This is a genomic window from Actinoallomurus sp. NPDC052274 (assembly GCF_040679475.1).
Taxonomy (GTDB): domain Bacteria; phylum Actinomycetota; class Actinomycetes; order Streptosporangiales; family Streptosporangiaceae; genus Actinoallomurus; species Actinoallomurus liliacearum.
Genome location: NZ_JBFAUT010000032.1, coordinates 14,030 through 37,614, shown reverse-complemented (window position 1 = coordinate 37,614; position 23,585 = coordinate 14,030). Strand labels below are relative to the sequence as shown.

At 73.0% G+C, this 23,585-nt stretch carries 23 protein-coding genes and 1 riboswitch; of the genes, 13 read left to right on the top strand and 10 right to left on the bottom strand.

Features of this window, described 5'->3' with window-relative positions; genetic code table 11:
• Positions 1 to 2 precede the first annotated feature (2 nt).
• Positions 3 to 503 (top strand): GNAT family N-acetyltransferase, encoded by a 501-nt coding sequence (locus tag AB0K82_RS25690; RefSeq protein ID WP_364401322.1) that lies wholly within the window; start codon positions 3 to 5, stop codon positions 501 to 503.
• A gap of 18 nt (positions 504 to 521) precedes the next feature.
• Here AB0K82_RS25690 and AB0K82_RS25685 read toward each other — a convergent pair whose 3' ends face one another.
• Complete coding sequence (locus tag AB0K82_RS25685; protein ID WP_364401320.1) at positions 522 to 1,055, bottom strand: hypothetical protein; 534 nt, start codon at positions 1,053 to 1,055, stop codon at positions 522 to 524.
• Between the two features lie 133 nt (positions 1,056 to 1,188).
• Between AB0K82_RS25685 and AB0K82_RS25680 the strand changes: the two genes are divergently transcribed.
• Complete coding sequence (locus tag AB0K82_RS25680) at positions 1,189 to 2,256, top strand: FAD-dependent oxidoreductase (RefSeq protein ID WP_364401317.1); 1,068 nt, start codon at positions 1,189 to 1,191, stop codon at positions 2,254 to 2,256.
• On the opposite strand, the gene AB0K82_RS25675 is transcribed toward AB0K82_RS25680, so the two are convergent.
• The gene (locus AB0K82_RS25675) at positions 2,248 to 2,637 is read right to left on the bottom strand and encodes a nuclear transport factor 2 family protein (RefSeq protein ID WP_364401314.1); all 390 of its coding nucleotides are present in this window, start codon (positions 2,635 to 2,637) and stop codon (positions 2,248 to 2,250) included. The two genes, AB0K82_RS25680 and AB0K82_RS25675, sit on opposite strands and share 9 nt — an antisense overlap.
• A gap of 359 nt (positions 2,638 to 2,996) precedes the next feature.
• The gene (locus tag AB0K82_RS25670; protein ID WP_364401312.1) at positions 2,997 to 3,866 is read right to left on the bottom strand and encodes an SMP-30/gluconolactonase/LRE family protein; all 870 of its coding nucleotides are present in this window, start codon (positions 3,864 to 3,866) and stop codon (positions 2,997 to 2,999) included.
• A gap of 91 nt (positions 3,867 to 3,957) precedes the next feature.
• Between AB0K82_RS25670 and AB0K82_RS25665 the strand changes: the two genes are divergently transcribed.
• Positions 3,958 to 4,905, top strand: a complete 948-nt coding sequence (locus tag AB0K82_RS25665) for a cobalamin biosynthesis protein (RefSeq protein WP_364401309.1) — start codon at positions 3,958 to 3,960, stop codon at positions 4,903 to 4,905.
• On the opposite strand, the gene AB0K82_RS25660 is transcribed toward AB0K82_RS25665, so the two are convergent.
• Positions 4,874 to 5,362, bottom strand: a complete 489-nt coding sequence (locus AB0K82_RS25660; RefSeq protein ID WP_364401306.1) for a hypothetical protein — start codon at positions 5,360 to 5,362, stop codon at positions 4,874 to 4,876. The genes AB0K82_RS25665 and AB0K82_RS25660 overlap by 32 nt on opposite strands.
• Positions 5,363 to 5,383: 21 nt before the next feature.
• The gene (locus AB0K82_RS25655) at positions 5,384 to 6,613 is read right to left on the bottom strand and encodes an MFS transporter (protein ID WP_364401303.1); all 1,230 of its coding nucleotides are present in this window, start codon (positions 6,611 to 6,613) and stop codon (positions 5,384 to 5,386) included.
• A 158-nt stretch (positions 6,614 to 6,771) separates the two neighbouring features.
• On the opposite strand from AB0K82_RS25655, the gene AB0K82_RS25650 reads away from it, so the two are divergent.
• From AB0K82_RS25650 to AB0K82_RS25640, 3 genes are all read left to right on the top strand, one after another.
• On the top strand, positions 6,772 to 7,374 hold the full coding sequence (locus tag AB0K82_RS25650; RefSeq protein WP_364401300.1) for a TetR/AcrR family transcriptional regulator: 603 nt from the start codon (positions 6,772 to 6,774) through the stop codon (positions 7,372 to 7,374).
• Positions 7,375 to 7,432: 58 nt separating this feature from the next.
• On the top strand, positions 7,433 to 8,935 hold the full coding sequence (locus tag AB0K82_RS25645; RefSeq protein WP_364401439.1) for a cobyric acid synthase: 1,503 nt from the start codon (positions 7,433 to 7,435) through the stop codon (positions 8,933 to 8,935).
• 300 nt (positions 8,936 to 9,235) lie between these two features.
• The gene (locus AB0K82_RS25640) at positions 9,236 to 9,421 is read left to right on the top strand and encodes a hypothetical protein (RefSeq protein WP_364401297.1); all 186 of its coding nucleotides are present in this window, start codon (positions 9,236 to 9,238) and stop codon (positions 9,419 to 9,421) included.
• A gap of 189 nt (positions 9,422 to 9,610) precedes the next feature.
• On the opposite strand, the gene AB0K82_RS25635 is transcribed toward AB0K82_RS25640, so the two are convergent.
• A complete protein-coding gene (locus AB0K82_RS25635) occupies positions 9,611 to 9,904 on the bottom strand; it encodes a hypothetical protein (RefSeq protein ID WP_364401295.1) in 294 nt (97 codons plus the stop codon).
• Positions 9,905 to 10,066: 162 nt separating this feature from the next.
• Positions 10,067 to 11,074, bottom strand: a complete 1,008-nt coding sequence (locus AB0K82_RS25630; protein WP_364401292.1) for a Gfo/Idh/MocA family oxidoreductase — start codon at positions 11,072 to 11,074, stop codon at positions 10,067 to 10,069.
• Between the two features lie 103 nt (positions 11,075 to 11,177).
• Between AB0K82_RS25630 and AB0K82_RS25625 the strand changes: the two genes are divergently transcribed.
• The gene (locus AB0K82_RS25625) at positions 11,178 to 12,005 is read left to right on the top strand and encodes an AMP-binding protein (protein WP_364401289.1); all 828 of its coding nucleotides are present in this window, start codon (positions 11,178 to 11,180) and stop codon (positions 12,003 to 12,005) included.
• Here AB0K82_RS25625 and AB0K82_RS25620 read toward each other — a convergent pair.
• From AB0K82_RS25620 to AB0K82_RS25610, 3 genes are all read right to left on the bottom strand, one after another.
• The gene (locus AB0K82_RS25620; protein ID WP_364401286.1) at positions 11,984 to 12,376 is read right to left on the bottom strand and encodes a VOC family protein; all 393 of its coding nucleotides are present in this window, start codon (positions 12,374 to 12,376) and stop codon (positions 11,984 to 11,986) included. The genes AB0K82_RS25625 and AB0K82_RS25620 overlap by 22 nt on opposite strands.
• 4 nt (positions 12,377 to 12,380) lie before the next feature.
• Complete coding sequence (locus AB0K82_RS25615; RefSeq protein ID WP_364401283.1) at positions 12,381 to 13,226, bottom strand: helix-turn-helix domain-containing protein; 846 nt, start codon at positions 13,224 to 13,226, stop codon at positions 12,381 to 12,383.
• 208 nt (positions 13,227 to 13,434) lie between these two features.
• On the bottom strand, positions 13,435 to 13,893 hold the full coding sequence (locus tag AB0K82_RS25610; RefSeq protein WP_364401282.1) for a MarR family transcriptional regulator: 459 nt from the start codon (positions 13,891 to 13,893) through the stop codon (positions 13,435 to 13,437).
• A 135-nt stretch (positions 13,894 to 14,028) separates the two neighbouring features.
• Between AB0K82_RS25610 and AB0K82_RS25605 the strand changes: the two genes are divergently transcribed.
• The 6 genes from AB0K82_RS25605 to AB0K82_RS25580 all read left to right on the top strand — a co-directional run bounded on the left by AB0K82_RS25605 (position 14,029) and on the right by AB0K82_RS25580 (position 23,516).
• On the top strand, positions 14,029 to 15,231 hold the full coding sequence (locus AB0K82_RS25605) for an MFS transporter (RefSeq protein WP_364401279.1): 1,203 nt from the start codon (positions 14,029 to 14,031) through the stop codon (positions 15,229 to 15,231).
• A 127-nt stretch (positions 15,232 to 15,358) separates the two neighbouring features.
• Positions 15,359 to 16,045, top strand: a complete 687-nt coding sequence (locus AB0K82_RS25600) for a hypothetical protein (RefSeq protein WP_364401278.1) — start codon at positions 15,359 to 15,361, stop codon at positions 16,043 to 16,045.
• Between the two features lie 255 nt (positions 16,046 to 16,300).
• A riboswitch (cobalamin riboswitch) is annotated at positions 16,301 to 16,423 on the top strand.
• A gap of 62 nt (positions 16,424 to 16,485) precedes the next feature.
• Entirely contained in the window at positions 16,486 to 20,124 is a 3,639-nt protein-coding gene (cobN, locus tag AB0K82_RS25595; protein ID WP_364401276.1) for a cobaltochelatase subunit CobN, read from the top strand.
• 245 nt (positions 20,125 to 20,369) lie between these two features.
• Entirely contained in the window at positions 20,370 to 21,674 is a 1,305-nt protein-coding gene (locus AB0K82_RS25590) for an ABC transporter substrate-binding protein (protein ID WP_364401275.1), read from the top strand.
• Complete coding sequence (locus tag AB0K82_RS25585) at positions 21,674 to 22,633, top strand: sugar ABC transporter permease (RefSeq protein ID WP_364401274.1); 960 nt, start codon at positions 21,674 to 21,676, stop codon at positions 22,631 to 22,633. Before AB0K82_RS25590 ends, AB0K82_RS25585 begins: the two co-directional genes overlap by 1 nt.
• A gap of 1 nt (position 22,634) precedes the next feature.
• Positions 22,635 to 23,516 (top strand): carbohydrate ABC transporter permease, encoded by an 882-nt coding sequence (locus tag AB0K82_RS25580; RefSeq protein WP_364401272.1) that lies wholly within the window; start codon positions 22,635 to 22,637, stop codon positions 23,514 to 23,516.
• Positions 23,517 to 23,585: the final 69 nt, after the last annotated feature.

The following is a 23,585-nucleotide window of genomic DNA, read 5'->3' as shown; positions in this document are numbered from 1 at the left end:
GTGTGACGCAGACTCCTGACGAGCCCCGGCGGTTGCGACTCGACGTGACGCTGTCCGGTCCGCCGGCACCGGTGGACGGGTCCTTCCGCACGCCGACGCGGGAGGACCTGCCGCTCCTCGGCGCCCTCATGTGGGACGCCTATCGCGGCACCCCGGACGAGCGGGACGCCGGCGACGGCGTCGCGTCGGCCGTGGCGGAGATCCGGCTGACCTTCGACGGGGAGTACGGCCCCTTCCTGCCCGAGGCGTCGTTCGTCGCGGAGGAGGACGGCCGCCCCGTCGCGGCCGCGCTGGTGACGGTGTGGCGGGGGACACCGCTGCTGGCGTTCGTGTTCACCGCCTCGTCGCACACCGGCCGCGGCCTGGCCCGGCGGCTCATCCGCGCGACGATGGGAGCGCTGGCGGAGCACGGGTACGACCGGCTCTCGCTCGCCGTGACCGAGGGCAACACGCGCGCCCGCGCCCTCTACGAGTCGATGGGTTTCGTCCAGGTCCCCGCCTGAGATCCTTCCCGGGTCGGGTCAGTCGCGTGTTCGGTACACCCCGCCGGCGAACGGCAGCGCGCCGCCGGTCTCCCGTTCGTCGGGCGGTGTGAGCCCGGCGGCCGCGGCCCACGCGTCGACCAGACCGGCCGGCCAGGACGCCCGCTCGCCGGGGAGGACGACGACCACGCCGCCGGGCGCCACCGCCCGGCCGAGTTCGCGGACGGTGTGGCGCGGGAACGCGAAGGTCTTCGGATCGAGGCGGCAGACGAGCACGGGGAGGCTCGCGGCGGAGAAGGGCAGGTCGATGTCGATCTCGCCGACGCCGACCGGCGGGACGCTCCCGCCCGCCCGGCGCGCGGCCCGCCGCAGGGCGCGGGCGTCGCGTCGGCGCGGCACGGACACCTCGACCGGCACCCCGTCGGCGATCAGCCGGGCGGCCAGGTCGTGCAGGCCGGGCCCGACGAGCCGTACCGGCGCGGTGCGCCGCGCGGCCGCCCCGGCGAGGAGCGTGCCCAGGGTCGCGTCGTCGAGCGGGGCGTGGCCGCAGGCGGCGGAGGTCGGCGTGCTCATCGGGGCGCCGTTCGGCCGGTGCCCGCGACTGCGGACGCGGTGGGGCGGGGCTGGGTCACCGGAGTCCTCCCACGGTTTATCTGTATTCTGCAGTTATCGTAACCTACCCCTCTAACCAGGCATTATTCGGGGCATGAACGACATTGACGTAGCGATCGTGGGGCTCGGCCTGGCGGGATCCGCCACCGCCTGGGCGCTGAGCCGACGAGGCCGGAGCGTGGCCGCCTTCGAGGCGTACGGGCCGGGCCACCGGCGCGGCAGCTCACACGGTCGCGCCCGGATCTTCCGCCGCGCCTACCTGGACCCGCTGTACGTCGAGCTGACCGGCCGCGCCGGGCGGCTCTGGGAAGAGTTGAGCGACGAGGCGGGGGAACCCCTCCTGACCCGGACCGGCGGCGTCGACCACGGCCCCGGCCGGGAGCCGTCGCACATGGCCGACCTGCTCCGGAGCCACGGCGTCGCCGCCGAACTGCTCGATCCCGCCGAGGCCGCCGACCGCTGGCCCGGCATCCGCTTCACCGGCCCCGTGGTCTTCGACCCGGAGGGCGGGGTCCTCGACCCGGAGGCGTCGATGGCCGCCATGGTCCGGCTCGCCGCCGAGGCCGGCGCGCACCTCGCGTACGACACCCCGGTCCGCGCTCTGGAGCCGGACTCCACCGGCGTCCTCCTCCACACCGATCAGGAACCCTGGCACGCCCGTACGGTCGTGGTCGCGGCGGGCGGCTGGACCGGCCCGCTGCTCGGCGGCCTGGTCCCGCTCCCGCCGCTGACCGTGACCCAGCAGCAGGTCTTCTTCTTCGAGACGAGGGACCCCGGGCCCTGGCCGACCATCGTGCACGGCGAGACGTCCCTCGACGTGTACGCGCTGCCGGAGGGCCCGTACGTCAAGTTCGGCGAGCACGTGGGCGGCGCGGTGACGACCGCGGCCGGCCGGGACTCCATCGTGGACCCGGCCGCCCGCGAACGCGCGATCGAGTACGCCCGGACCTGGCTGCCGGGCGTGGACCCGGAGCCGCGCTCGGAGCTGACCTGTCTCTACACGTCGACGCCCGACGAGGACTTCGTGCTGGACCGGAGAGGGCCGTTCGTAGTCTGCTCCGCCTGCTCCGGGCACGGTGCGAAGTTCACCCCGCTGATCGGCGAGCTGACCGCCGACCTCGTCGACGGCCACCCGCCGATCCCCAGATTCGCCCTACGGTGAGGTGGTGAGCGCCCGCGCGACGGTCAGGCTGTCCTCGTACACGTGGTAGCGGGTGATCAGGCCGTCCTCGACCGTGAGACGGACCGCGCAGAGCACGGTGTACGGCTCGCCGGTCGCCCTGACCGTCTGCCGGATCTCCACGAGGACCACCGCGTCCGCCCCGTCGACGAGGACCTCGGGGGCCGAGGCTCCGTGCCCCTCCGGGACGTGGAACTCCTGGATGGTACGGAAGTGGTCGGCGACGTCGGCGCGCGTCGAGCGGGGCCGGATCCAGGGCACGGCCGGGTGGCCCTCGGCGGGCCAGTCGAGCCGCCAGCCGACCTTCTCGGCGAACACCTCGAGCTGCGGCGGCGCATGGCGGAGACCGCCGCCGCACTGCACGCACTGTACGGGCCGGGAGCCGGGCGTAATGCTCGGTAAAGCCGCCGGGATGGGGCCCCTTACCGGGACAAACCGTCGGCAGTGCGAACCGTCACCGAGACTTCCGCCCGGCCCATCCACGCCGTGGGGCCATCGGCCGGATCGATCAGCCACGTTGACGTCGGCGTGGACCCACCAAGACCGGCAAACCGGTCAACGCGCCGTCAACGACGGCGGCAATGTGACCGTGACGGCGGCGAAGTCCCGCGCGGTCGGCCGTGAGGGAGTGGTGAGTCGGCCAACCCGCACATCCGAGGGCTGATCACTGGCGTCCGCTGCGCTCTAACGGCAGCGAACGCCAGTGGAAGTGCTCGGGAGCTTCAGCGGGCACCCGTGAACGGTGTCGCTACCGGGCCCCGCACGTCCGGGGCGACGCGGAAGATGCGGCCGGCGTCCGGCTCGGCCTCCCGCTGGTCCGGAGACAGGCCCTGCTGCGACGTCGTGATGAACAACGTCGAACGGTCGGTGCCGCCGAAGCAGCAGCTCGAGACGTTCGTCACCGGCAGGCGCACCGTGGCGACCAGCTCCCCGGACGGCGCGTAGCGGTGCACCGCGCCGCCGCCCCACAGCGCCACCCACAGGAAGCCCTCGTCGTCAACGGTCATGCCATCCGGGTGGCCGCCCTCGACCTCCGTGAACGGCCGCCGGTTCGTCGCCGCGCCGGTCTCCAGGTCGTAGTCGAAGGCGTCCACCCGATCGGTCGGGGTGTCGATGTAGTACATGGTGCGGTGGTCGGGGCTCCAGCCGAGGCCGTTGGAGATGGTGACCCCTTCGAGCACCGTGCGGATCGAGCCGTCGAAGACGAACAGCGAGCCCGCGCCGGACGTCTCGTCGAACGCCATCGTGCCGGCCCAGAACCGCCCCGCCGGGTCGCACTTGCCGTCGTTCATCCGGATGGTGGCGGAGTCGGCCAGGTCACCGGTCAACGCCGTCGCCCTGCCGTCCTCGTCCAGTTCCATGAAACAGGTGCCCGCGGCGATGATCCACCCGCTAACCACCCGCGGCACGGCGGCGCCGATGGGACGGTCGACCTCCAGCGAACGCGGGTCGGTCAGCGTCTTGCCGTCGTAGCCGGCCAGCCACAGTCGCCCGGCCATGATGTCCACCCAGCCGAGCCGGTCGCCGTACCAGAACGGCCCCTCGGCGTGCTCGACCTTGACCGGCGAACAGGGTTCCGCGGTGAGTTCCATGCCTCGGCTCCAACCGTGATGCGTGATCAGCGTCATCCTTCCACTACCCGCTCCGGAGCCGGAGAGCGTCCGGGGCCTATCGTCTTCGTTCGTGACGGTGGAGAAGGGGCTGTGGGCGGGCCTGGTGCTGGACGCGCTGGTCGGGGATCCGCGGCGGGGACATCCGGTGGCGGGGTTCGGGCGGGTCGCGAGCATGCTGGAGGGGCGCCTGTACCGGGACTCGGTGGCGCGTGGCGCGGTGTTCACGGCCGCCTGTGTGCTCGGGGCGGCCGGTGCCGGTGCCGTCGTGGACGCCGTCGGGCGGCGTGCCGCCGCGCGGACGGTGCTCACCGGCGCCGCGACGTGGGCGGTGGTCGGGGGGACGTCGCTCGGGCGGGAGGGCCTGGCGATGGCGGCCGCTCTGGAGGCCGGGGACGTCGAGGCGGCGCGGTGGCGGCTGCCGCACCTGTGCGGGCGCGATCCGAGTGAACTCGACGCCAAGGAGCTCGCGCGGGCCACGGTCGAGTCGATCGCCGAGAACACCTCCGACGCGGCCGTCGCGCCGCTGTTCTGGGGCGCGGTCCTCGGCGTGCCGGGGCTGTTCGCGTACCGGGCGGTGAACACGCTGGACGCGATGGTGGGGCACCGCAGCCCCCGGTACCTCAGGTTCGGGCGGGTCGCCGCGCGGCTGGACGACGCGGCGAACTGGGTGCCCGCCCGGTTGACCGGGCTGCTCACGGCGGCCTGCGCCCCGCTCGTCGGCGGCTCGCCGCGCGCCTCGTACGCGATCCTCCGCCGTGACGGCGCGGCGCACCCGAGCCCGAACGCCGGGCGGTGCGAGGCGGCATTCGCCGGGGCGCTCGGCGTCCGGCTCGGCGGCGTCAACGTGTACGGGAACCGCGTCGAGCACCGGCCCGAACTCGGCGACGGCCGCGCCGCCGAGCTCGCGGACATCCGGCGCGCCGTCCGCCTGTCCCGTGCGGTCACGGTGGCCTCGGCCGCCGTCACGATCGGTGCCCGCGCCGCCGTCAGGGCCTGGTCGCGGAGGCGGCGTCCCTGATGGCGGCGAGCCGTGCGGCGTGCCCCGGCAGGTGCTCCTCCGCGCGCATCCGGACGATCCGTCCCCACGGCATCCGCTCGTCGGCGACCTGGCGGCCCGCGCGGTCGAAGACGTGGAGGTCGACCGGCCCTTCGGCCGTCTCCGCCGGGATCCGCCGGACCAGGCCGACGAAGGCCGCGCCGTTGCGCCGCACCAGCGCGACCCGTTCGGCGTGCGACGTCCGGGCGATCAGGCCGGCGATGACGGTCTCGTCCATGGCGGTCCGGTTGTCGACCGTGACCGGCTCACCGGCGAGCAGCCGCTCGGCCGCGGTGGCGAGCATCTCGTCGCTCAGCGCGACGTGTGCGAGCGTCCAGTCGACGTCCGCTCGCCGCGCGGCGGGCAGGGCGGCCTCGCCGATCGCCGAGGCCGCGGCGGTGAGGTCGCGGTAGGCCCGGCCGAGATGAGTGGTGTCCATCGTCGGGTTCCTTTCTGCGGTTCAGTCGGTGGAGGGCGGGATCGGGCGCGTGTTCCGGCGGCGCCGGACGGTCAGCGCGGCCAGTAGCAGTACGCACAGGGCGGCGGCCGCGTACGCGAACTCCTGTACGGCGGTCAGGAGGCCGGTCACGGTGGCGAGGAAGCCGACGCCGATCACCGGGGCGCCGACGCCGAGGTAGACGATGACGAAGAAGCCGGCCGCGACCTCGGCCCGGCGGTCGGCGGGCGCCGCGCCGTTGACCTCGGTGAGGGAGCCCAGGAACACCAGGCCCTGGCCCACCCCGGCCACCACCGTCGCGGTGAGGAGCAGGAGCAGGGACGCCGCCGCGCCGGCCGCGGCGAGCCGGAGAAGCCCGGCGGCCAGCAGGGCCAGGCCGGTCGCCTGGACCGGGGCGGGCCGCCGCCCGTACGCGACGAACTGGGCGAGGGCGGAGGCGCCGAGCAGCAGGGTGGCCGACCCGCCGCTGAGGGCGAGGTTCGCGCTGCCCGACAGCGTCGTCACGTACGTCGGGACCAGCGTCAGGAACAGCCCGACGACGGCGAACGCCAGGAACGCGGTCGCGCCACCGGTGACGAACACCGGTCGCATCGCCGCCGGAATCCGTGGTCGCCGGGGCCGCCATCGGGTGGTCCGGCGCGCCGGCGGCAGCGCCGCCACCGCCACGGCCGCCACGGCCAGGAGGACGAGTTCGACGACGTAGGGGAGGACCCGGGGAGCCGGCGCGTACTGGGCCAGGAGACCCGACAGGAGCGGCCCGGAACCCAACCCGCCGGCCGACGCGACGGTCGTCACGAGGGCCGCGCGGCGGCGGTCGCCGTTCGGTTCCAGTTCCGTCAGCACGGCGCTGAGCGCTCCGGACGCCGCTCCGAGGGCCAGGCCCTGGGCGACGCGGGCGGCGTACAGCCAGGCCGTCCCGGTCGCCAGGGCGAAGAGGAGTGCCCCGACGGCCGCCACGCCCACGGCGGGGAGCAGGATCCGACGGTGGCCGACGGCGTCCGACAGCGGCCCGGCCACCAGCAGTGACGGGATGAGCGCCGCGACGTAGGCGGCGAAGATCAGCGTCACGACCAGCGGGGAGAACCCGAAGGTCCGCTGGTAGCCCCGGTACAGCGGCGTGGGCAGGTTGGTGCCCGCCAGGAGGACCAGCAGGGTGTACGCGGCGCTCCAGAACCGCAACCTGCTCGTCTGGTCGGGGGCCCGGAGCACGGCGTCGGCGGTGGTCGCTGACATCGCGGCCTCACTCCTCACAGCGCGATCTGACCAGGGACGATCAAAGATCCCTGTGACTGACTGGCGGTCAGTCAACACGAATGACCGACGTTCGGTCAACCGACTGAACTCGGGTCAGTCGTAGTAGCCTGAGCCTCGGCGGAGAGGAGATCGGCGCGATGGTGACGGGGACCCGGCGCAAGCGGGTGACGAAGAGCCCGGACGACCGCCGGGAGGACATCCTCCGGGCGGGTCAGGAGGTGTTCGGCTCGATCGGGTTCACCGCGGCCACGATCGGCGACCTCACCGACGCCGCCGAGATCGGCAAGGGCACCTTCTATCTGTACTTCGACTCCAAGGACCACCTGCTCGGCGCGCTCTGGGAGCGATACGTCGACGCGATCGTCACCACGACCCAGGACATCCTCGGCGCGGACGCCGGCTGGTGGCCGACCGTCGACCGGCTGCTCACCGCGCTCATCGAGCACGCCGTACGGAACGCCGACCTGCACCGGATCGTCTACGGCTCCGCGAACGCCACGGCGCTGGAGATCTGCAAGCGCGCCAACCAGCGCGTCATCGACCTGATCTGCGCGTACGTCACCGAGGGCGCCGAGGCCGGGGCGTTCCAGGCCCGCGACCCGGCGATGACGTTCCGCATGGTCTACCACGCGGCCGACGGCCTGCTCGACGACCTCATCGCCGCGGACACGCCGATCGACGTCGCGGAGGTGACCGCCGCCGTCCTCGAGCTGGCACACCGGGGCCTCGGCGCCTCCTGACCGATCGCGACCGGCGGCGCGGCTGCTAGCTTCGGCGACCGTGGACACGCGCAACGGGATGTTGTTGGTCGCCGGAACGACCTCGGATGCGGGCAAGAGCATCCTCACGGCGGGGATCTGCCGGTGGCTCGCCCGCCAGGGCGTCAAGGTCGCGCCGTTCAAGGCGCAGAACATGTCGCTGAACTCCATGGTCACCGCCGACGGCGCGGAGATCGGGCGGGCGCAGGCCATGCAGGCCGCCGCCGCGCGGATCGAGCCGACCGCGCACATGAACCCGGTCCTCCTCAAACCCGGCAGCGACCGGCGCAGCCAGGTGGTCGTGCTCGGCCACCCGGTCGCCGAGGTCGACGCGATGGGGTACGCCGCGCACAAGGAGCGGCTGCGCCGGGTGGTCCTCGGCAGCCTCGCCGAGCTGCGCGCCCAGTACGACGTCGTCATCTGCGAGGGCGCGGGCAGCCCCGCCGAGATCAACCTGCGCGCCGGCGACCTGGCGAACATGGGACTGGCACGCGCCGCCGGTTCCCCGGACGGGCCCGGCATGCCGGTGATCGTGGTCGGCGACATCGACCGAGGCGGGGTGTTCGCCGCGCTGTACGGGACGGTCGGCCTGCTGGAGCCCGCGGACCAGCGGCTCATCGCCGGGTTCGTCATCAACAAGTTCCGCGGCGCGCCGGAGCTGCTGGCCCCCGGCCTGGCGCAGATCACCGCGCTGACCGGTCGGCCGGTGTACGGCGTGCTGCCCTGGCTCGGCGGGCTCTGGCTGGACGTCGAGGACTCCCTCGCCCTGGACGCGCGCCCCGAGACGCGCCCGGCGGTCGCGGGGGAGACGTTGCGGGTCGCGGTCGCCCGCCTGCCCCGGATCTCGAACTTCACCGACCTCGACGCCCTGGCCGCCGAGCCCGGCGTCAGCGTGCGGTTCGCGACCACGCCCGGCGAGCTGGCCGACGCCGACCTGGTCGTGCTGCCCGGCTCCCGGGCCACCGTCTCCGACCTGGCCTGGCTGCACGAGCGCGGACTGGCCGCCGAGGTCGTACGCCGGGCGCGGGCGGGCCGGCCGGTGCTCGGAATCTGCGGCGGCTACCAGATGCTGGCCCGCGAGATCCTCGACGACATCGAGTCGATGGCCGGGCCCGTGCCGGGCCTCGGGCTGCTGCCGGTCCGCGTCGAGTTCGGGCCCGAGAAGATCCTCGGCAGGCCCGGCGGCACGGCGTACGGCGAACCGGTGCGCGCGTACGAGATCCACCACGGCGTGGCGGCGGTGGAGGGCGGGGAGCCGTTCCTCGACGGCTGCCGCGACGGGGCGGTCTGGGGCACGACCTGGCACGGCGCGCTGGAGAACGACGGCTTCCGCCGCGCGTTCCTCCGCGAGGTCGCGCAGGTGGCGGGACGCGACTTCACCCCGGCACCGGACACCGACTTCGCCGCGCTGCGGGAGGCCCAGCTCGACGCCCTCGGCGACCTGGTCGACCAGCACCTCGACACCGACGCCCTGTGGCGCCTCATCGAGAGCGGCGCGCCCGCGAACCTCCCCGTCGTCCCGCCGGCCGGGGCGACCCCATGAGCGAGCGGAGCGAGTGAATCGATGAGCGCGGCGTCTCTGGTCGTTCCTCCGATGATGGAGGGCGCATGAGTACTTTCACCCCGGGCGAGGACCGCTGGCGGGCGGGCCTCGGGACGCTGCGGCAGGTCGTCCGCCAGGAACTGGTGACCCGGCAGCTCGCCCACCACCTTCAGGACGCCGAGCCGGGGGACGTCCTGGACATCGGATGCGGCCAGGGCACGCAGGCACCGCAACCGGATCGGCGTCGACGCCCGAGCCGACCGGCTCGCCGACCTGACAGCGGCGCTGGACGAGCGCCGCATGACCCGGATCGCCTGGTACGGCGTCCGGGTCTTCACCGACACCGCCGCCGACGACGCGCCCCTCCCCGAGCCCGAGCAACTGGCTGCGCTCCTGTCCTGCGAGGAACGCGCCGGCCACACCGGCCCGTACCGGGGCGTGGCCGCCCTCCTCCACGTCATCGCCCGGCAGCACCCGGGACGATGACCGCTCGGTCGGAATAGGGGCGGAAATAGAAGAATGTCCCGGCGGTGGGGAGGGGCGCGGCCTGGAGCCGATCCCACCCCGAACCGCCGGGACATCACATGGCGTCAGCCGTCAGCTGACGAGCCTCTGCTGCCTGCGCAGGTGCTCAGTGGCGGCGCCGCGAGTCAGCGCGCGGTGCCCGCCGGTGTCTCAGCGGCGCTTCCCGCTCCGGTTCGCCGCCGCCTTGTGAAGCGACGGCGCCTTGTGGGACGGCACCTTGTTGAGCGACGGCGCCTTGTGGGACGGCGTCTTGTGGGACGGCGTCTTGTGGGCAGCCGGAGTGGTGTAGCACGGCGTGCTGTTGAGCGGCGTGCTGTGATGCGGCGTGGGCGTCGTGCAGGGGTGCACGTGGCCGTCGTTACGGCCGGCGCAGGCGGACAGGCCCAGCATGACGCTTACGGCCAGGACGGTGGGCAGGGCCCACCGGCGCATTTCGTTTCGCATTTTCGTTGTACCTCCATGCAGGCGAAGGATCGCTTTAGCCTTCGGCCTCGTACTGTCCGCGCGCCGGGGGGAACGGCCATACGGCTCGTAAGTTCCTTGGCCGTCGCGTGACTCGCGGGACGCGTTCCCGGGCGGGGCCTGCCACGCCGCCGACCGGAGGCGTCATCCCGTCTGGCGGGTCGCGGTCTCGATGACATCGAGGCCGGCCACGGCATCCTCGAGCGTGACCGGGGGTGGGCCCTCGCCGCGGACCGCCGCGGCGACGGCCGGGTAGAAGTCCTGGTAGCGGCCCGGGTCGGTCGGTTCCGGGCGGGTGTCGCCGGGGGTGCCGACCCGCCCGTACGCCTCGGGCGGCGTCACGCCGTACTCCGGGTCCTCCGGCGTGCGGCCGGCGCGGAGCTGGTCCTCCTGGACGTCCAGGCCGTGGGTGACGTACGCGGCGCGATCCCCCAGCACCCGGAAGCGCGGGCCGAGGTCCGCGCTGATCGCGCCCATCCACAGGTGGGACCGGACGCCGTTCGCGTGGGTCAGCGCGACGAACGCGTCGTCGACCGCCTCGGCGCCGGGCCGCCGTACGTCCAGCTCGGCGTGGACGGCCACGGGCGGCCCGAACAGCGTGATCGCCTGGTCGATGAGGTGCGCGCCGAGGTCGTACAGGACGCCGCCGGCGGCGGCCGGGTCGGCCGTCTCCTTCCAACCCGGCTTGATCTGCGGGCGCCAGCGCGTGAACCGCGACTCGAACCGCAGCACCCGCCCGAGCGTTCCGTCGCCGATGAGCCGGGCGGCGGTCCGGAAGTCGCCGTCCCAGCGGCGGTTGTGGAACGGCACGACCAGCGGGCCGCCGGCCAGCGACCGGGCCTCGGCGGCGGTCACCGCGACCGGCTTGTCGACGACGACGGGGAGGCCCGCGTCGAGCGCCGCGCGGGCGAGCGGCGCGTGCGTGCGGTTCGGCGTCGTCACGACGACCAGGTCGTACCCGCCGGACCAGACGTCGTCGGGCGCGTCGAGCAGCTCCGCGCCGGCGTACCGGTCGCGGACGGCGGCCCGCCGCGCCGGGTCCCGGGTCACGACGGCGGCCAGCTCCAGGCCGGGAGCGGCGGAGATGAGCGGGGCGTGAAAGACCGCGCCTCCGGTCCCATACCCGATCAAAGCGACGCGCAGGTTGTCCACAGATGGCCTCCTTCATGGCCATTTGATCACGCTGCGGGTCTGTCCCGGCACGAGGGATCGGCCTAATCTCCCATGGGGGCCATCGATCGGTGAAGGAGCACGCATGCCCGACCCGTCGCCGGATGCCAATCTGGCCGAGTCGCTGAGCGAGTGGACGCGGGCGTTCGGCTGGCGTGACCGGGCGGCGTTCCTGTACGGGGAGGACGTCTTCACGCAGGGCGAGGTCCACCGGGGGGCGGGGCGTGCGGCCGGGTTCCTGTGGGCGCACGGGGTACGGCCGGGCGACCGGGTGGTGATCGGGCTGCCGGCGTCGATCGAGTTCGTGTGGGCGTTCCTCGGCGCCGTACGGATCGGGGCGATCGCGCTGATCGCCGACCCGGAGGCGTCGATGCTCCCGCCGGGCGAGGTCGGGGTGTGCGCGCCCGGCCGGCACGAGAAGGTCATCACCCCCGGTGAGCTCGTCGTCGGCATGGCGCGGGCGACCACGCCGCCGGCGTACCCGGTGCATCCGGGCACGCCGGCGTTCGCGCAGTACGGCGAGGTGTACGCGCACGGCGATCCGGAGGCGTCCTTCCTGGCGATGGAGCCGTTCGGGCTGCGGCAGAACGACGTGCTGTTCTCCGTTCCCAAGACCTACGACCCGGCGGGGCTGCGCAACACCGTCTTCCTACCGCTGTACTCCGGGGCCAGCGCGGTGCTGGACTCCGGGCGGCGGTCGATCGCCGCGGTCGCCGAGCGGGTGCGCCGGCACCGGGCGAGCGTGCTGCTCTCGACGTCCGCGTTCTTGACGAGGCTGGCGGCCGAGGCGCCCCGCGAGCCGTTCTGGCCGCTGCGCATCGCGGTGTCGCAGGGCGCCCCGCCGCCGGTGCACGCCGAGGAGTGGCTCGGCTGCCCGGTCTTCGCCCCGGTTCAGGACCCGGCGCCGGCGTAGGTGCCGAAGCTCCAGAAGACGCCCTCGGGGTCCCGTACGGTGAAGTCGCGGGAACCGTAGTCCTGGTCGGTCAGGCCCTGGACCACGGTCGCGCCCGCCGCCACCGCCCGCTCGTACAGCGCGTCGGGCGCGTCGGTGACGACGTACACCGACCCCGTGCCCGGGGGCAGGCCGGCGATCGGGCTGTCGGCCCGGTCGGCGCCGCCCAGCATGACGCCGCCTCCTCCGGGGACGCGCAGCTCGGCGTGGGCGACCCGGCCGTCGTCCTCGTAGACCGCGACCTCCTCGAACCCGAAGGCGTCGACGAGGAACCGGATGGCGGCGTGGGCGTCCTTGTAGCGGAGTGCGGGCCAGACTCGTGTTTCGCTCATGGCCTCATCGTTCCCCGGCGGTGTCGTCACCGTCTTGGACGAATGGGAGCTCCTCGCCGGTCAGCCACACGGACGGGGGGCACCCGGCGAGCTCGTTCCACTCGCGGGCGAGGTGCGCCTGGTCGTAGTAGCCGCACGCCGCCGCCGCGGCCGCCAGTGACGGGCGGCCGGGCTCCTTGAGGAGCCGCTTGGACCGCTCGAACCGCATGACGCGGGCCGCCTCCTTCGGCCGCAGGCCGTACTCCGCCGCGAACCGCTCGCCCAGGTGCCGCCGGCTCCACCCGACCTCGCGTGCGAGGTCGCCGATCCGCACGGTGCCGTCCGTGTCGGCGAGCCGCCGCCAGGCGTACCCGACCTCGGGCGCCGGGGCCGGCAGCCCGCCGATGCCCCGCGACAGCACGTCGTCGACCGCGGCGAAGCGCGCCGGCCAGGTCGAAGCCTCGGCCAGCCGTTCGACGAGCTCCCCGGCACGGGTGCCGATCAGGTCGTCGAGGGACAGGACCGCCGAGCCGAGCTCGGCGGCGGGCAGCCCGAACAGCGAACGAGCCCCCTCCGGCGTGAGGTCGAGCTGTACGCCCGCGAGGTCGCCGTCGTGCGAGATCCGCACCGGCCGGGTGTGCAGCCCTCCGGCGAGGGCGGTGAAGGCGGCCGCCGCCCGGCCGGACGGGCCGCTCGTACGGGTCGGGGCGCCCAGGCTGAGAACCACGGTCAGGTGCCGGGACGGCAGCCCCAGATGCGTGCCCGGCGGGAAGCCCTCGTATCGATACCCGACACACCGCGCCACCACCGCCGCCAGCCGCGCCGGCGGCCGAACCCGAACGCTCTGACCGACCCGCCCAGCCCCGCCCACGTCCCCACGCTATCCCGCTGCGGCACATTGCCTGTTCAGCGCCCCTGCGTCAGGGTAGGGAACTGCTCGCCGCCAGCGGGGCGAGAGGCGATGCGATGCCGCGCGGACTCTCGGAGTAGAGGGCTCCGTGCTGCGGGCGATGGACGCGATGCTCTCGTGATTCCAAACCCGCGACGGGATGCGCGCGGCCGGATGCCTTCGTGCGCGGTCAGCCGCTCGGGGTGAGGTTCGGGAGGGTCTCCAGCGCCCGGACCAGCGGGGCCAGCTCTGGGAGCGCGGCGGCGTCGGCGAGCGCGGCCTCCAGTGCCGCGTTGTGGGTGGGGGTGGCCTTGGCGAGGAGTTCCCCGCCCGCCTCGGTGACCTCCGTGTAGATGCCCCGCCGGTCGTCCTCGCACAGGTAGCGGCGGAGCAGGCCGCGCTTCTCCAGGCGGGTGACGAGGCGGGTCGTGGCGCTCTGGCTCAGGACCAGGGCGTTCGCGAGCTGCTGCATCCGCATGTGCCAGTCCGCCTGGCGGGACAGCAGGTGGAGGGTGCAGTACTCGTTCACGCTCAGGTCGTGCTCGGCCTGCAGGGCCCGCTCGACCCTGTCCTCGATCCGGGCGTGCAGGGCGGCGAGGGTACGCCAGCCCTGGGCGCGGGCCTCGGCCGCGTCATCGGGCAGTGGCATGGGTCACCCCTCTTCTCGTTTGGCATCTCACCGATTGCGTGGTGAGATAGTCGGCGTCTGCAAGTAGCAGGCGTGTGCAACTAATGCTTGCGCTGACTATTGCTCACGCCGCCCAGTCTACGCGGAGGAGACTCCATGCCCATCGCGCTGCTCGCCCTGGCGATCGGCGGCTTCGGCATCGGCACCACCGAGTTCGTCATCAGTGGCCTGCTTCCCGATCTGTCCACCGACCTCCACGTCTCCATCCCCACCGCCGGGCTCCTGGTGTCGGGGTACGCCTTCGGCGTCGTCGTCGGCGCGCCCCTGCTGACCGCGCTCGGGTCGCGGATCTCCCGCAAGACCATGCTCGTGGCGCTGATGGCGCTGTTCACCGTGGGCAACCTCCTGTGCGCGCTCGCCCCCACGTACGGCGTGCTCATGGTCGCCCGGCTGGTGACCGCCTTCGCCCACGGCGCCTACTTCGGCATCGGCTCCGTCGTCGCCGCCGACCTCGTCCGGCCCGAGAAGCGGGCCGGCGCGATCGCGATGATGTTCACCGGCCTGACCGTCGCCAACGTCCTCGGCGTACCGGGCGGCACCGCGCTCGGCCAGGCCCTCGGCTGGCGGTCCACGTTCTGGGTGGTCACCGCGATCGGCCTGGTCGCCCTCGCGGGCATCGTCACCCTGGTCCCGGGACAGCCGCGGCCGTCCGCCGACACCGGCCTCCGCCGTGAGCTGTCGGTCTTCCGGCACGGTCAGGTCTGGCTCGCGCTGGCCATGACGGCCCTCGGCTGGGCCCCGGTCTTCACCGTCATCACCTACGTCGCGCCGATCGCGACCCGCGTCACCGGGTTCTCCTCGGGGGCGGTGCCGATCCTCATGGTGCTGTTCGGCCTCGGCATGGTGGCCGGCAACGCGCTCGGCGGCCGGCTCGCCGACCGCGCCCTCATGCCCAGCCTGTACGCGATCCTCGCCGCCGTGATCGCCGTGTCGGTCCTCCTGCTCCTCGTCGTCCACAGCAAGGCCGCGGTGGTCGTCGTGATGCTGCTGCTCGGCGTGGTCGGCAGCGCCACGATCGCGCCGCTGCAGACCCGCGTGCTGGACACGGCGGCGGGCGCGCCGACGATGGCGTCCGCGGCCAACATCGCGGCGTTCAACCTCGGCAACACGGTCGGGCCGTTCCTCGGCGGCCTCGCCATCGACGCCGGCCTCGGCTACGCCTCGACGACCTGGATCGCCGCCGTCCTCGGCGTGGCCGGCCTCGCGGTGGCGCTCGTCTCCGGCGCCCTCGACCGCCGCGGCCCCGTGTCGCCCCGGCCGGCCGAGCCCGTCCTGCCGGCCGGAGCGCACAACCGCTGAGCACCGCCTTCGCCGACGTCGAGGTGGGTGTCACGGGGTTCCCGACTTGCGCTTCGGGCTCGCGGCGCACAGTCGTTGGCGAGAGGCGAAAGCGCCTCTCGCCAACCTCGATGAAAAGGACGCGGAAATGTTCGAAAGCCTCAGCTCCCAGCAGGCGCCCGAACCGAACGAGTGCGACGGCACGGTCGTCGGGGCCGACTACGCAGGTCGGCCGGGCGGCGGGATCACGGTCACGGCCGACCTCACCTGGCGGCCCGGTGCCGGCGGCCCGCGCGGCAGGTCCGGTCTGCAGCTGTACGCCCTGACCGCCGGGGACAACCACCCCGCGCCCCCGAAGAAGAAGATCGGATGGCGCCGGGCCTCGGCCGGCCCGAGCGTCGTGCACCGCAAGAACAGGGGCGACCTGACGTCCGCGCCCTTCGTGGAGTTCCTCAACGACTCGGAGCGGGCGGGCTTCGCGAGGCTCCGGATCACCATGCTCAACAGGCAGCGGTTCGTGGCACTGCTGGCGCACCAGAAGAGGGGTGCCCATGCCTTCTCGGAGCTGGGGGCGACCGTCACCATCGCCGACGACGTCACCAAGAGCCTGGAGACCCGTGTGGAGATCCCGCTGCGCCAGGACGGCGGCAACCGGTTCTGGATGGTCGCAGCGGTGCTCGACTTCAGGGCCCCCCGGGGATACACGATCCGTACGGCCGACCGGTGCTTCCTCCCGCAGGAGAAGGCACGCCCGGTGCTGTACACCGACGGCACGATCATGTACCCCGACGGCAGGATCCTCATGGGCTCCTGGCCTCGGGAGTACGAGCGCTGACGGGTCCGGATCGCCGGACCCGTTCCACCAGGCCGCCGGCATGGCCTGACGACGGCCGCCGGCCGCCACGCGGCCGGTGAGCCCGTCGCCCGGACGGCCGGTGACCGGCACACTGGAGCCCGCCTCGCACCTTCGCGGGGCGGGCTCTGTCGTGTCCGCCCCGAAGACGTGAGCGCGGAACGGGCCGGATCGTGGGGTCCCGGGGCGGTGCGCCGGTGGGGGCGCGCTCGTAGACTGGGCGCGCGACGGCGAGGGAAGGAACCCGGTGCGAGTCCGGGGCTGTCCCGCAACTGTGACCAGGTAGCGAGCCCGCACGTACGGCCACGGCGATGAGCTGGAAGGCCGCGGGGGAGCGGCGACCTGGAAGTCAGGAGACTTCCCGCCGTCGGCGACCTTTCACCCGAGCCGGGGCGAGGACTCCCGAGGGAAGGAACCGACACGTGCGTGTCCTGCTGCTCTCCACCGCCGACACCGAACTCCTGTCCGCGCGTTCCGCGGACGCCGGGTACGCGACGGGCAATCCGTCCCGCCTCGACGTCGCCGACCTGGACGCCCTGTGCGAGGGCGTCGACGTCGTCGTCGTCCGGCTGCTCGGCGGGCTGAAGACCTGGCGGGAGGGCGTCGAGGATCTGCGCCGCAGGGACGTGCCGCTCATCGCGCTCGGCGGCGAGGCCGCGCCGGACGCGGAGCTGATGGCGCTGTCGACGGTGCCCGCCGGGGTCGCCGCGGAGGCGCTGGCGTACCTGCGCGAAGGCGGCGTGGACAACCTGCGGGAGCTGGCGCGCTTCCTGTCCGACACCCTGCTGCTCACCGGTGAGGGGTTCGAGGCGCCACGGGAGATGCCCGCGTACGGCCTGCACCGTACGGGCGGCGAGCCGAAGGACGGCCGGCCGACCGTCGGCGTCGTCTTCTACCGGGCGCACGAACTCTCCGGCAACACCGCGTTCGTGGACACGCTGTGCGCGCGGATCGAGGAGCTGGGCGCGAACGCGCTGCCCGTCTTCTGCGGCTCGCTGCGCTCCGCCGACGAAGGGCTGCTGGCGCTGCTCGGGCGGGCGGACGCACTCGTCGTCACCGTGCTGGCCGGCGGGGGAGCGGTGGCCGCGGACGCGTCGGCGGGCGGGGACGAGGACGCCTGGGACGCCGGGGCGCTCGCCACGCTGGACGTGCCCGTCGTCCAGGGCCTGTGCCTGACGACGTCCCGCGCGACCTGGGAGGCGTCGGACGCCGCGCTATCCCCGATGGACGCCGCGATGCAGGTCGCGATCCCCGAGTTCGACGGCCGGCTGATCTCGGTGCCGTTCTCCTTCAAGGAGGACGGGCCGGACGGCATCCCGGTCTACGCCGCCGACCCGGAGCGCGCCGCGCGGGTCGCCGGCATCGCCGTCCGCCAGGCCCGGCTCCGGCACACGCGGGTCGCCGAGCGCCGGCTGGCGATCGTGCTGTCGTCGTACCCGACCAAGCACTCCCGGGTCGGCAACGCCGTCGGCCTGGACACCCCCGCCTCGGCGGTCCGCCTGCTCGGGGCGCTGCGTACGGCGGGCTACGACGTCGGCGAGTACCCCGAGGACGGGGACGAGCTCATTCACTCGCTGATCGCGGCGGGCGGGCACGACGTCGAGTGGCTGACCGAGGAACAGCTCCGCGCCGCGCCCGCCCGGGTCCCGCTGAAGGACTACGAGCGGTGGTTCACCGCGCTGCCGGAGCCGCTGCGCGAGCGGATGCGGGAGCACTGGGGCGAGCCGCCGGGCGAGCTGTACACCGACGGCGACGACGTGGTCCTGGCATCGCTGCGGTTCGGGAACGTCGTGCTGATGATCCAGCCGCCGCGCGGGTTCGGGGAGAACCCGGTGGCGATCTACCACGACCCCGACCTGCCGCCCTCGCACCACTACCTGGCGGCGTACCGCTGGCTGGACGAGGTGTTCGGCGCGGACGCCGTGGTCCACCTCGGCAAGCACGGCACGCTCGAGTGGCTGCCCGGCAAGGGCCTCGGGCTCGCGGCCGAGTGCGCGCCGGACGCGGTCCTCGGCGACCTGCCGCTCGTCTACCCGTTCATCGTCAACGACCCCGGCGAGGGCACGCAGGCCAAGCGGCGTGGCCACGCCGTCATCGTCGACCATCTCGTGCCGCCGATGGCGCGCGCGGAGACGTACGGCGACCTGGCCAAGCTCGAGCAGCTCCTCGATGAGTACGCCACCGTGCAGGCGCTCGACCCGACGAAGCTGCCGACCGTACGCGCCCAGATCTGGACGCTCGTGCAGGCCGCCCAGCTCCACCACGACCTGCACGTCACCGACGAGCCGGGCGAGGCCGACTTCGACGACTTCGTCCTGCACATCGACGGGTACCTCTGCGAGGTCAAGGACGTGCAGATCCGGGACGGCCTGCACATCCTCGGGCAGGCGCCGGAGGCGGAGCAGCGGGTGAACCTGGTGCTCGCGGTGCTGCGCGCCGCGCAGGTGTGGGCCGGGCGGGCCGGCGCGCTGCCCGGACTGCGCGCGGCGATCGCGGCGGCGTACGGGCTGGACGAGCGGGAGCTGCTCGCGGTGCCCGGCGCGCGGGTCGAGGCGACGGCGCTGACCGAGGTCGTGGACGGGCCCGCCCGTACCGCGTCGGACGTGGTCGACCTGCTGGAGGCGGCCGCGCGCCGGCTCGTCGTCGGGATGGAGACGCTCGGCTGGGACGCCTCCCGGGCGGCGACCGTGTGCGCCGAGGTGCTCGGCCGCGAGGTTTCCGAGGTCGTGGCGCTGCTGGAGTTCGGGGCACGGGAGGTCGTGCCCCGGCTGGACGCGACGTCCGGGGAGCTCGACGCGGTCCTGCACGCGCTCGACGGCGGGTACGTCCCCGCCGGGCCGTCCGGGTCGCCGACCCGCGGGCTGGTCAACGTGCTGCCGACCGGCCGCAACTTCTACTCCGTCGACCCGAAGGCCATCCCGTCCCGCACGTCGTGGGACGTGGGGGTGTCCCTCGCCGAGTCCCTGGTCCGGCGGCACCTGGACGACACCGGCGAGTACCCGCGCAGCGTCGGGCTCACGGTGTGGGGCACGTCCGCGATGCGGACGCAGGGCGACGACATCGCCGAGGTGCTCGCGCTGATCGGCGTCCGCCCGGTCTGGGATGAGGCGTCCCGTCGCGTCACGGGCTTCGAGGTCATCCCGCGCGAGGAGCTGGGGCGGCCCCGCGTCGACGTCACGCTGCGCATCTCCGGCTTCTTCCGGGACGCGTTCCCGCACGTCATCGCGCTGATGGACGACGCGATCGGCGCGGTCGCGCGGCTCGACGAGCCGGATAACCACGTCCGTGCGCACGCCCTGGAGGACCTCGCCGAGCACGGGGACTGGCGGCGCGCGACCAGCCGGATCTTCGGTTCCAAGCCGGGGGCGTACGGGGCGGGGCTGCTGCCGCTGATCGACGCCCGCAACTGGCGGGACGACCGGGACCTCGCCGAGGTGTACGCCGTGTGGGGCGGCTACGCGTACGGGCGCGGCCTGGACGGACGGGAGGCGCGCGGCGACATGGAGGCGGCGTTCCGCCGCATCTCGGTCGCGGCCAAGAACCAGGACACCCGTGAGCACGACATCATGGACTCCGACGACTACTTCCAGTACCACGGCGGCATGGTCGCCATGGTCCGGGCGCTGACCGGGCGGAACCCGGCCGCGTACGTCGGCGACTCCGCGCTGCCGGACCAGGTCCGGACGCGGACGCTCGGGGAGGAGACGCACCGGGTGTTCCGGGCGCGCGTCGTGAACCCGCGCTGGATCGCCGCGATGCGCCGGCACGGCTACAAGGGCGCGTTCGAGCTCGCGGCCACCGTCGACTACCTGTTCGGGTACGACGCGACGGCCGGGGTGGTGGACGACTGGATGTACGAGAAGCTCGCCCAGGAGTACGTCTTCGACGCCGAGAACCGCGCGTTCATGGAGCAGTCGAACCCCTGGGCGCTGCGCGGCATCACCGAACGCCTTCTGGAGGCCGCCGACCGCCGCCTGTGGGCCGAACCCGACCCGGAGACGCTGGACCGGCTGCGCCGGACCTATCTCGACCTGGAAGGCGACCTGGAGGCCGGCGAGTAGCCGAGAGGCGGCCGACGGCCGCCCGACGACGAGACGGAGCCCCGGGTTCGCAGGCGCGGCCCGGGGCTCCGTCGTGCGCGAACGTCGATGATCGACCGCTGATCGGTTGCGGCAATGTGACCGTGTTGTTCGCAGAACGCCTTGTATACGTGATTGATTCTGATCTAAAGTCCCATGCATTGCTCGCAAACGAGCACCGAATCTGACTGAAGCGCATGCGCGGGCGGCCAGCCCAGGGAGTATCAATGACGCGCGCAAGAACTCGTCTGCTCGGCCGTACGGCCGGTACGCGGCTCATGGCGATGGCCACCACGCTCGCTCTCGGGGCCGTGGCGGCCTGCTCCGGAGGAGGATCCGGATCCTCCCACGGCGCGGCCATCTTCTGGCACGGCTACACCGGGCCGGAGGCCAAGGAGATCGCCGCACTCGGCCAGGAGTGGAACCAGGCCCATCCCGACGAGAAGGTGAACGTCACGTTCGCCGGCAGCAACGACGACGCCCTGAAGAAGACGCTCGGCGCGTTCGTGTCCGGCAAGACGCCCGGAGTGGCCTACGAATTCGGCTCGTCGATCACCACGCTGGCCAAGCGCCACCAGACGCAGGACATCACCTCGCTGGTGAAGGGCACCGCCGATTTCAAGTGGGACGACTTCTTCCCGGCCGCCCGGCAGGCGGCCACCACCCCGGACGGCAAGATCTACGGCGTTCCCGCGCTGGTGGACAACCTGGCGCTGGTCTACAACAAGAAGCTGTTCGACGCGGCCGGCCTCTCGTACCCGACGCCGTCCTGGACCTGGACCGACTTCCAGAACGCCGCGCGCAAGCTGACCGACGCGGGTAAGAAGCAGTACGGCTGGGCCTACGTCAACGACGGCACCGAGGACACCGTCTGGCGGTTCCTCGCGCTGCTGTGGCAGGCGGGCGGCGACCTGCTCACCCCGGACGGCAAGAAGGCCGCCTTCGACTCGCCCGCCGGCCTGTCCGCCATGCAGCTGCTGCACGACATGTCCGTGACCGACCACTCGGTCTACCTCGACGGCGGCGACCAGCAGTACCTCAACCTGTTCAACTCCGGGAAGATCGGGATGCTGTGGACGGGCCCGTGGGACCTGGGCTCCATCACCAAGGACGTGTCGTACGGCGTCCAGATCCTGCCCGGCAAGGTCACCCACGCCACGATCGCCGGGCCGGACAACTACATGCTGTTCAACAAGTCCGACCGCAAGACCGCGTGGGCGTTCCTGCAGTGGCTGACCTCCCCGGAGGTCCACCTGCGCTTCTCCACCGCCACCGGTGACCTGCCGCTGCGGCAGTCGGAGACGCAGCTGCCGGGCTACCAGCAGTTCCTGAAGAAGTACCCCGGCAACAAGGTCTTCGTCGACAACCTGGAGAAGAACGCCACGAAGTCGCGGCCGAACATCCCCGAGTACTCCAAGATCTCCCAGGCCCTCGGCCTGGCGGTCCAGGCGGTGCTGCTCGGCAAGGCGCAGCCCCAGGCCGCGCTGGATCAGGCGCGTGACCAGGTCAACACCGTCATGGCGGGCGCGTAATGGCGGTCGCGGCGGCCGACCGGGCCGCGCGCGAACGCCGGTCCGCCCCGCGTGGCCGCCGGGTCCGCGGGCCCGGCCCCCGGATGCGCCGGGCCGACCACTTCGCCGGCTGGGCCTTCGTGTCCCCGGCCGTGCTCCTCATCGGGCTGTTCGGCCTGGTCCCGGTCGTCTGGTCGCTGCTGCTGTCCTTCCAGGAGACGGACCTGACGTCGCCGGGCACGTGGACCGGAGCCGCCAACTACCAGAAGATGGTGCACGACCCGGTCTTCTGGCAGGCGGCCCGGCAGACCCTGGTCTACTGCGTGCTGTTCGTGCCGATCACGATGCTGCTGGCCGTCCCCATCGCCGTGCTGCTCAACCAGAAGGTGCGCGGCATGACGTTCTACCGGATGGCGGTCTACGTCCCGCTGGTGACCTCGACGGTCGCCACCGGTGTGATCTTCAGCTGGCTCCTCAACCCGCAGTTCGGCCTGGTGAACGCCGCCCTGGGCAAGGTGGGCCTGCCCCAGCAGGGGTTCTTCCAGAGCACGGGCGAGGCGCTGCCCGCGGTCGTGGGGATGACCGTCTGGGGCTGGCTCGGCTTCGCGGTGATCATCTATCTCTCGGCCCTGCAGAACGTCCCGCGTGAGCTCATGGAGGCCGCGGCCCTGGACGGCTGCGGACGGGTGAAGGCGTTCTGGAAGGTCGAACTGCCGCTGCTCGCGCCGGCCTCGTCCTTCCTCCTGGTCTGGTTGACGATCAACGCGTTGCAGCTGTTCGACGAGGTCTACGTGACCACGAAGGGCGGCCCCCTGCACGCCAGCACGGTCCTGGTCTACTACCTGTACCAGCAGGCGTTCGTGGACTTCGACGGCGGCTACGCCGCCGCGATCGGCAGCGCGCTGTTCGTGGTGATCCTGGCCGTGACCATGGTCCAGCTCTGGCTGAGCCGCCGGGCCTCCCACTACGAGGTGAACTGAGATGGCCGACACCGCGCTCGCCCGGTCGAGGGGACACGTCCGCGCGGCCGAGCAGGGGCGTCCGCCTCGCCGGCGGTCCCGCCGGCCCAGCCCCCTGCACCTGATCCTCATCCCGCTCTCGGCGGTGATGCTCGCCCCGCTCATCTGGATGGTGCTGCTGTCGATCTCCACGGAGGCGGAGACGCGGCGGTTCCCCCCGGGGCTGCCGAGCGGCGTCCACTGGCAGAACTACCTCGACGCCTGGCACCAGGGTCCGTTCGGGCACTGGCTGCTGAACAGCGCGATCGTGTCGGTCAGCTGCGTCATCGGCAACCTGGTGCTGTGCTCGCTGGCCGGCTACGCCTTCGCCCGGATCCCGTTCCTCGGCAACCGGGTGCTGTTCGTCGTGGTCCTCGCCACGCTGATGGTGCCGTTCCAGATCGTCATGCTGCCCACCCTCATCGTGATGCAGCACCTGCACCTGACCGACACGCTCGGGGCGCTGATCGCCCCGAACCTCGCCACGCCCTTCGGGGTGTTCCTGATGCGGCAGTTCTTCACCACCGTGCCGAAGGAACTGGAGGAGGCGGCCCGCATCGACGGCGCCGGACGGCTGCGGACGCTCGCGAGCGTCCTGCTGCCGCTCATGGGCCCGACGCTCGCCACGCTGTCGGTCCTGACCTTCCTCAACGTCTGGAACGACTTCCTGTGGCCGCTCATCGCCGTGCAGAGCCCCGGGAACATGACGATCCAGCTCGGCCTGCAGAACTTCCAGGGGCAGCACTTCACGAACTGGCCCGTGCTGATGGCCGGCACCGTGACCAGCCAGATCCCGGTGCTCGTCCTCTTCGTCCTCGCGCAGCGCTTCTTCGTCCGCTCCATCGCCTCGTCCGGGCTCAAGTGACGCCGGCCGCCTCGTCCGGGCCGGAGTGACCCGGAGGACCTCGTCCGGGCCGGAGCGACCCGGACCCGC

Bases quoted from the DNA above. Each gene is read 5' to 3' on its own strand.
- AB0K82_RS25685 (WP_364401320.1), bottom strand. From the start codon at position 1,055: ATGAGCACGCCGACCTCCGCCGCCTGCGGCCACGCCCCGCTCGACGAC.
- AB0K82_RS25680 (WP_364401317.1), top strand. From the start codon at position 1,189: ATGAACGACATTGACGTAGCGATCGTGGGGCTCGGCCTGGCGGGATCC.
- AB0K82_RS25670 (WP_364401312.1), bottom strand. From the start codon at position 3,866: ATGGAACTCACCGCGGAACCCTGTTCGCCGGTCAAGGTCGAGCACGCC.
- AB0K82_RS25660 (WP_364401306.1), bottom strand. From the start codon at position 5,362: ATGGACACCACTCATCTCGGCCGGGCCTACCGCGACCTCACCGCCGCG.
- AB0K82_RS25655 (WP_364401303.1), bottom strand. From the start codon at position 6,613: ATGTCAGCGACCACCGCCGACGCCGTGCTCCGGGCCCCCGACCAGACG.
- AB0K82_RS25650 (WP_364401300.1), top strand. From the start codon at position 6,772: ATGGTGACGGGGACCCGGCGCAAGCGGGTGACGAAGAGCCCGGACGAC.
- AB0K82_RS25645 (WP_364401439.1), top strand. From the start codon at position 7,433: ATGTTGTTGGTCGCCGGAACGACCTCGGATGCGGGCAAGAGCATCCTC.
- AB0K82_RS25640 (WP_364401297.1), top strand. From the start codon at position 9,236: ATGACCCGGATCGCCTGGTACGGCGTCCGGGTCTTCACCGACACCGCC.
- AB0K82_RS25635 (WP_364401295.1), bottom strand. From the start codon at position 9,904: ATGCGAAACGAAATGCGCCGGTGGGCCCTGCCCACCGTCCTGGCCGTA.
- AB0K82_RS25625 (WP_364401289.1), top strand. From the start codon at position 11,178: ATGCCCGACCCGTCGCCGGATGCCAATCTGGCCGAGTCGCTGAGCGAG.
- AB0K82_RS25620 (WP_364401286.1), bottom strand. From the start codon at position 12,376: ATGAGCGAAACACGAGTCTGGCCCGCACTCCGCTACAAGGACGCCCAC.
- AB0K82_RS25610 (WP_364401282.1), bottom strand. From the start codon at position 13,893: ATGCCACTGCCCGATGACGCGGCCGAGGCCCGCGCCCAGGGCTGGCGT.
- AB0K82_RS25605 (WP_364401279.1), top strand. From the start codon at position 14,029: ATGCCCATCGCGCTGCTCGCCCTGGCGATCGGCGGCTTCGGCATCGGC.
- AB0K82_RS25600 (WP_364401278.1), top strand. From the start codon at position 15,359: ATGTTCGAAAGCCTCAGCTCCCAGCAGGCGCCCGAACCGAACGAGTGC.
- AB0K82_RS25590 (WP_364401275.1), top strand. From the start codon at position 20,370: ATGACGCGCGCAAGAACTCGTCTGCTCGGCCGTACGGCCGGTACGCGG.
- AB0K82_RS25585 (WP_364401274.1), top strand. From the start codon at position 21,674: ATGGCGGTCGCGGCGGCCGACCGGGCCGCGCGCGAACGCCGGTCCGCC.
- AB0K82_RS25580 (WP_364401272.1), top strand. From the start codon at position 22,635: ATGGCCGACACCGCGCTCGCCCGGTCGAGGGGACACGTCCGCGCGGCC.